Genomic DNA, 6,698 nt, shown 5'->3' on the forward strand with positions numbered 1-6,698 from the left:
GGTACGCGCGGGCCCGCTGTCTATTCTTGGCGCCATGCTGACCCTCACCAAGGCCCTCTACGACCAGATCGTCGAGCACGCCCGCCAGGACCACCCCGACGAGGCCTGCGGCGTGGTCGCGGGGCCGGCCGGCACCGGCCGCCCCGAGCGGTTCGTCCCCATGCTGAACGCCGCCCGCTCTCCCACGTTCTACGAGTTCGACTCCTCGGACCTGCTCAAGCTCTACCGCGAGATGGACGACCGGGACGAGGACCCGGTGATCATCTACCACTCGCACACCGCCACCGAGGCCTACCCCTCGCGCACCGACATCTCCTACGCCAACGAGCCAGGCGCCCACTACGTGCTGGTCTCCACCGCCGACACCGACGACGCCGGGCCCTTCCAGTTCCGCTCCTTCCGGATCGTCGACGGCGAGGTCACCGAGGAGGAGGTCGAGGTCGTCCCGGCGTACTCCTGAGGCGCTCCGGGCGTGCTCCGGGCGCGCTGCGGACCTGCTCCGGACGCGCCCCGCGGCGGCGCCCCCGGGCCGCATCCAAGATCGCGTCCCAACTGGTGTACACCGAACGTCCGCATCATGGGACGAGGTTCCAATACCCGGACCGGGAATCGATACGATGACCGCATGGTTGACCACGACGTGAGCGAGAAGAGGACGGGCATGCTGCTGCACGCTCCGCTCGCCACGCGTCGCTCCGCATCCGCCCTGCTGGGCGCGTTCGGCTGCGGAGCCGCACGGCTGCACGTCGATCTGTGCCGCCTGTCCAGCGCCATGTGTCCGCGCTGCGCCGCCGTCTGACCCGGCCCGCATCAGGCGCGCGGCGCGCGCCACCGGCACCGAAGCACTCGCCCCGCCACCCGGCACGCCTGCCGCCGTGCGACGGGACGTACCGCACCTGCCCCCGCACCCACTCCCACAGGAGCACTCCTCATGGCCATCGAGGTCCGAATCCCGACCATCCTGCGCACCTACACCGACGGTCAGAAGGCCGTCGAGGGCAGCGGAGACACCCTCGCCGACCTCTTCCAGGACCTGGAGAGCCGGCACGCCGGTATCCGCGACCGCCTCGTCGACGGCGAGCAGCTCCGCCGCTTCGTGAACGTCTACCTCAACGACGAGGACGTCCGCTTCCTGGAAGGCATCTCCACCAAGCTGGCCGACGGCGACAGCGTCACGATCCTGCCGGCCGTGGCCGGCGGCTCGGGTCTGATGTCCGGCTCCGCCGGGTGGGCCTGACGTGCGGTACGACTCTCCGCTGGCGGCGGTCGGGAACACCCCTCTCGTCCGCCTCCCGCGCCTCTCGCCCTCCGAGGACGTCCGCATCTGGGCGAAGCTGGAGGACCGCAACCCCACGGGTTCGGTCAAGGACCGCCCGGCCCTGCACATGATCGAGCAGGCCGAGAAGGACGGCCGGCTGACCCACGGCTGCACCATCCTGGAGCCGACCTCCGGCAACACCGGCATCTCGCTCGCCATGGCGGCCAAGCTCAAGGGCTACCGCATGGTGTGCGTCATGCCGGAGAACACCTCCTCCGAGCGGCGCGAGCTGCTCGCCATGTGGGGCGCCGAGATCATCTCCTCGCCCGCGGCCGGCGGCTCCAACACCGCCGTCCGGGTGGCCAAGGAACTCGCCGCCGAGCACCCCGACTGGGTGATGCTCTACCAGTACGGCAACCCCGACAACGCCGGTGCGCACTACGCCACCACCGGCCCCGAGATCCTCGCCGACCTGCCCTCGATCACCCACTTCGTCGCGGGGCTGGGCACGACCGGCACCCTGATGGGCGTCGGCCGCTATCTGCGCGAGCAGGTGCCCGGCGTGCAGATCGTCGCCGCCGAGCCGCGCTACGACGACGTGGTCTACGGCCTGCGCAACCTCGACGAGGGCTTCATCCCCGAGCTCTACGACGAGTCCGTGCTCACCACCCGCTTCTCGGTCGGCTCCGAGGACGCGGTCCGCCGTACCCGCGAACTCCTCGCGCAGGAAGGCGTCTTCGCGGGCATCTCCACGGGTGCGGCGCTGCACGCCGCGATCGGCGTCGGCAAGAAGGCGGTCAAGGCGGGCCGCAGCGCCGACATCGTCTTCATCGTCGCCGACGGCGGCTGGAAGTACCTCTCCACCGGCGTGTACACCGCCGAGTCGACGGAGGCGGCCATCGCCACCCTCCAGGGCCAGCTCTGGGCGTAGGCCCCCGAAGGCCGCGGTGCGGCCGGTGCCGACCCTGCCCGGGGCCTCCCGGACCCTCGCCGCCGCGGCCGATCGCCGCGGCGGCGGGCTTTTCCCGGCGGCGCGGCGCCGGGGTGATCGGCCACGAGGGTCGCGGTGCGGCGCGGGACACGGCGGCGGCCCCCTGCGTACGGGCGTACGGGCCGTCAGCCCGGACTGGTGATTCCGCCCACAGCTCGCCCCGCTGGAGGAGCCACGCGACCTTTTGCGCCTTACGCTCGGGGCACCGCACAGACCGCTCAAGGACCCGGCACCGACCAGGTAAGGCCGCCGGGACCCCCGCATGGACCCTTTCCCCGAGCTCTCAATGGCGTTCGAGCAGGGGAGGCTCCCATACCGCCCCCGCCCACGGAGGTTCACGCCCGTATGAAGCTCACCGTCGTCGGATGCTCGGGGTCGTTCCCTTCCATGGAATCGGCCTGCTCGAGCTACCTCCTGGAGGCCGACGGCTTCAGGCTGCTCCTCGACATGGGCAACGGCGCCCTCGGCGAGCTGCAGCGCCACTCCGGCCTCTACGACCTCGACGCCGTGGTCCTGTCGCATCTGCACGCCGATCACTGCATCGACCTGTGCGGATACTTCGTGGTGCGCTACTACCGCCCGGACGGTGGGCGGTGCGCGCCGATGCCGGTCTACGGGCCGGCCGGCACCGAGCGCCGGCTGACCGTCGCACACGCCGACCTTCCGCACGACGGCGCGATGAGCGAGGTCTTCGAATTCCGCACGCTGGAACCGGGCACCTTCACCGTCGGGCCGTTCACGGTCCGTACGGAGCGGGTCAGCCACCCGGTGGAGGCGTTCGGCTTCCGTATCGAGCACGACGGCAGCTCCCTGACGTACTCGGGTGACACCGGCCCCTGCGACGCGCTGGACGCCCTGGCGTCCGGGACCGACTTCTTCCTGTGCGAGGCGTCCTTCACCTACGGCAAGGAAGACATCCCCGACCTGCACCTCAACGGTCGGGAGGCCGGTGAGCACGCGCGGCGGGCGGGCGCCGGCCGGCTGGTGCTGACCCACATCCCGCCGTGGACCGACCCGGACATCAACATCCGTGACGCGCAGAAGGTCTACGACGGTCCGGTCGAGGTCGCCAAGGCGGGAGCGGTGTACGAGATCTGAGCGGCGGGCGCCGGGGGCCGTTAGCCGGGGGCATTAGGGGGCGTGCGAACGCATTCCCTAGGGGATGCGAGGGCCCCCTGCGGGGCCACAACGGGTGGGGCCGGGGCGGTATTCCCGCGATGCGGGGTCGGCGAGAGCCGCCGTGTGCGGGGGCCGCGAGAGCTGCTGTGTGCGGGGGCCGCGAGAGCTGCCGTGTGTGGGGTCCGTGAGAGCTGCGAAACAACGGCGTAAGGGCCCCGGAACCGACTGGTTCCGGGGCCCTTACCCCGTCTCGTGCCGGGATGCTCAGGCCTTGAACTGGGCCTTCTCCAGCTCGGCGATCTCCTCGTCGGACTCGCGGCCCGGTGTGGGGATGTTGAACTTGGTGATGGCGAAGCGGAAGACCACGTAGTAGACGACGGCGAAGCACAGGCCCACCAGCGCCAGCATCAGCGGTTTGGTCGCGATGCCCAGGTTGAGCACGTAGTCGATGGCGCCGGCGGAGAACCCGAAGCCGTCCTTCATGCCCAGCGCCCAGGTCAGCGCCATCGAGACACCGGTCAGCACCGCGTGGATCGCGTAGAGCACCGGGGCGATGAACATGAAGGTGAACTCGATGGGCTCGGTGACGCCGGTGACGAAGGCGGTGAGCGCGAGGGAGAACATCATGCCGCCGACGGCCTTGCGGCGCTCGGGGCGGGCGCAGTGGGTGATCGCCAGGCAGGCGGCCGGGAGGGCGAACATCATGATCGGGAAGAAGCCGGTCATGAACTGGCCGGCGCTCGGGTCGCCGGCGAGGAAGCGGGCGATGTCGCCGTGCTTGCCCTCGTAGTCGCCGGCCTGGAACCAGGGGAAGGAGTTCAGCAGGTGGTGCATGCCGACCGCGATCAGACCGCGGTTGGCGACGCCGAAGATGCCCGCGCCGACGGCGCCGGAGCCGACCAGCCACTCGCCGAAGTTGTGCAGTCCGGCGCCGAGGACCGGCCAGACGTAGCCGAAGACGATGCCGATCAGCAGACCCGCGAAGGACGCCAGGATCGGGACCAGGCGGCGGCCGCTGAAGAAGCCCAGCCAGTCGGGGAGCCGCTTGCGGCTGTAGCGCTGGTAGAGCAGGGCGACCACGATGCCCATCACCACGCCGCCGAGGACCTTGGCGTCCGCGGGCTGGGCGACCTGGACGATCTTCCCGTCGACCACCTTGTCGACCTTGGCGAGGCTGTCGTCCGAGAACGTCGCCAGCACCTTGCTGAAGACCAGGTAGCCGACGACGGCGGCCAGTCCGGTGGAGCCGTCCGCCTTCTTGGCGAAGCCGATGGCGATGCCCACCGCGAACAGCAGCGGCATGTTGTCCAGGAGTGCGCCGCCGCCCGCCGCCATGAACTCGGCGAGCTTGTTGAGGAAGTCGGGGAGCGACTCCCGGCCGAGCAGGTCGGGCTGGCCCAGGCGGACCATCAGCGCGGCCGCGGGCAGCGTGGCGATCGGCAGCATGAGGCTGCGGCCGATGCGCTGGGCCACTGCCATGGCGTTGGAGCCGCGGCCCTTCTTCTCGGGGGCCGCCGTGGCGGTGGCCGAACTCATCGGATTCCTCCTGGAGAGGCGGGCGCTCGAAAAGGGGGGACGGCCCGCTCGTTGGTCTACACCTTGGTCTACACCACCGGTGGTTTAGACCATTCTTAGCACGGAGCCCCGGCGCAAAGGAATCCATTCTTCCAAGTGGTGTGGACCACATGGCGACCGCCCCCCGAGCCGGGCCGCTCAAGGGCCGCAGGGCGCGGTACAGAAGGCCAGGTGGGACGCAGTAGGGCCGTCACCGGCGGGAAAGCGGGCCGGGAATCCGTCGGGGTCGCGGAGGCCTTACTTGATGTTCTCCCGCTCCATCGCATCGCCGATCTCATCCGGTTCGCGTCCCGGCGTCGGCAGATCGAATTTCGTGATCACAAAGCGGAAGACGGCGTAGTAGACCGCCGCGAAACACAGGCCGATGAGAATGAGCAGCCAGGGCTTGGTCGCCAGCCCCCAGTTGATGACGTAGTCGATCAGCCCCGCCGAGAAGCTGAAGCTGTCGTGCACCCCCAGGGCCCAGCTCACCGCCATCGACACACCCGTCAGCACGGCGTGCAGTACGTACAGCGCCGGCGCGACGAACATGAACGCGTACTCGATGGGCTCGGTCACGCCCGTCACGAACGACGTCAGGCCGACCGAGAGCATCATGCCCGCGATCTCCTTGCGGCGATGCCGGTGGGCGCAGTGCGCGATCGCCAGGGCCGCCGCCGGCAGCGCGAACATCATGATCGGGAAGAATCCCGTGGTGAACTGCCCCGCACTCGGGTCGCCCGCCATGAACCGGTTGATGTCGCCGTGGACGACCGTGCCGTCCGGCTTGGTGAAACTGCCGAACTGGAACCAGACGAAGGTGTTCAGGAACTGGTGCAGGCCCACCACCAGCAGCGCGCGGTTGGCGACGCCGAAGAGGCCCGCACCCCACGACCCCAGGTCCGAAAGCCACTCGCTGAAACCGGTCAGCGCATCACCGATCGGCGGCCAGACGAACAGGCACGCCACCGCGAACACCAGGCCGATGAACGCCATGACGATCGGGACCAGCCGGCGGCCGTTGAAGAACCCCAGCCAGTCCACCAGCTTCACCCGGTGCAGGCGCATCCAGAAGAAGGCGGACGCGAAGCCCATGACGATGCCGCCGAAGACCCCCGGGTTCTGGAACGCGGCCTGTGTCACCGTCGCCCCGGAATCCACGCACACCCCGCTCCACAGACCCGCCTGGGAGTACGTCTGGCCCGCGGCGCAGCCCGCCGGGAACGCGTGCAGCACCGAGAAGTAGACGAGGAAGCCGGTCACCGCGGCCAGCGCCGTGGAACCGTCCGACTTCTTCGCCATGCCGATCGCCACGCCGACGCAGAACAGCAGCGGCAGCCCCAGCCCCGAGTCCAGCAGCGCCCCGCCGGCCGCCGCGAACACCGTGCCGACCGCGTCCCAGCCCAGCCCGTCCTTGCCGAACACATCCGGCTGGCCCAGACGGTTGAGGATGCCCGCGGCGGGCAGGACGGCAATCGGCAGCTGCAGACTGCGCCCCATCTTCTGCAGTCCCTGGAAGAGGTTCGCCCCCCAGCTCCTCCCCGGTGCCGGAGCCGCCGCGTTCGCGCTCATCTGACTCCTCCCGGCACTCGGCCCGTCGGCAACCGCCCCGGCGCTTGCCGCATACTGATGGTGTAGACCACTTGGTGCGCACCGGACGCCCTTCCGGGCGTGCGGTGCGGCCCGCGGTGTGAGCCCTCCCTGTGGGCCCTAGTTCGCCAGTAAGCGGGCAAACGCCCGCAATGGTGGGCCGAACGGGGGTTACGGGGGGAAAAC

General features: G+C 70.0%; 7 protein-coding genes. 5 read left to right on the forward strand and 2 right to left on the reverse strand.

Features of this window, described 5'->3' with window-relative positions:
- Positions 1–34: 34 nt before the first annotated feature.
- The 5 genes from ACFWZH_RS34665 to ACFWZH_RS34685 all read left to right on the forward strand — a co-directional run bounded on the left by ACFWZH_RS34665 (position 35) and on the right by ACFWZH_RS34685 (position 3,347).
- Positions 35–460: a Mov34/MPN/PAD-1 family protein gene (locus tag ACFWZH_RS34665; protein ID WP_384440673.1), complete on the forward strand. Its 426-nt coding sequence runs from the start codon at positions 35–37 to the stop codon at positions 458–460.
- Between the two features lie 165 nt (positions 461–625).
- Complete coding sequence (locus ACFWZH_RS34670) at positions 626–799, forward strand: putative leader peptide (RefSeq protein ID WP_384440676.1); 174 nt, start codon at positions 626–628, stop codon at positions 797–799.
- A gap of 132 nt (positions 800–931) precedes the next feature.
- Positions 932–1,237 (forward strand): MoaD/ThiS family protein, encoded by a 306-nt coding sequence (locus ACFWZH_RS34675; RefSeq protein ID WP_384440679.1) that lies wholly within the window; start codon positions 932–934, stop codon positions 1,235–1,237.
- 1 nt (position 1,238) lies between these two features.
- The gene (locus ACFWZH_RS34680; protein ID WP_384440682.1) at positions 1,239–2,189 is read left to right on the forward strand and encodes a PLP-dependent cysteine synthase family protein; all 951 of its coding nucleotides are present in this window, start codon (positions 1,239–1,241) and stop codon (positions 2,187–2,189) included.
- Positions 2,190–2,594: 405 nt separating this feature from the next.
- Positions 2,595–3,347: an MBL fold metallo-hydrolase gene (locus ACFWZH_RS34685; protein ID WP_384440685.1), complete on the forward strand. Its 753-nt coding sequence runs from the start codon at positions 2,595–2,597 to the stop codon at positions 3,345–3,347.
- 285 nt (positions 3,348–3,632) lie between these two features.
- Here ACFWZH_RS34685 and ACFWZH_RS34690 read toward each other — a convergent pair whose 3' ends face one another.
- Positions 3,633–4,904 (reverse strand): PTS transporter subunit EIIC, encoded by a 1,272-nt coding sequence (locus ACFWZH_RS34690; protein WP_384440688.1) that lies wholly within the window; start codon positions 4,902–4,904, stop codon positions 3,633–3,635.
- 276 nt (positions 4,905–5,180) lie between these two features.
- Positions 5,181–6,494 (reverse strand): PTS transporter subunit EIIC, encoded by a 1,314-nt coding sequence (locus ACFWZH_RS34695; protein WP_384440691.1) that lies wholly within the window; start codon positions 6,492–6,494, stop codon positions 5,181–5,183.
- Positions 6,495–6,698 lie beyond the last annotated feature (204 nt).

The organism is Streptomyces sp. NPDC059008, from assembly GCF_042749045.1.
GTDB lineage: Bacteria > Actinomycetota > Actinomycetes > Streptomycetales > Streptomycetaceae > Streptomyces.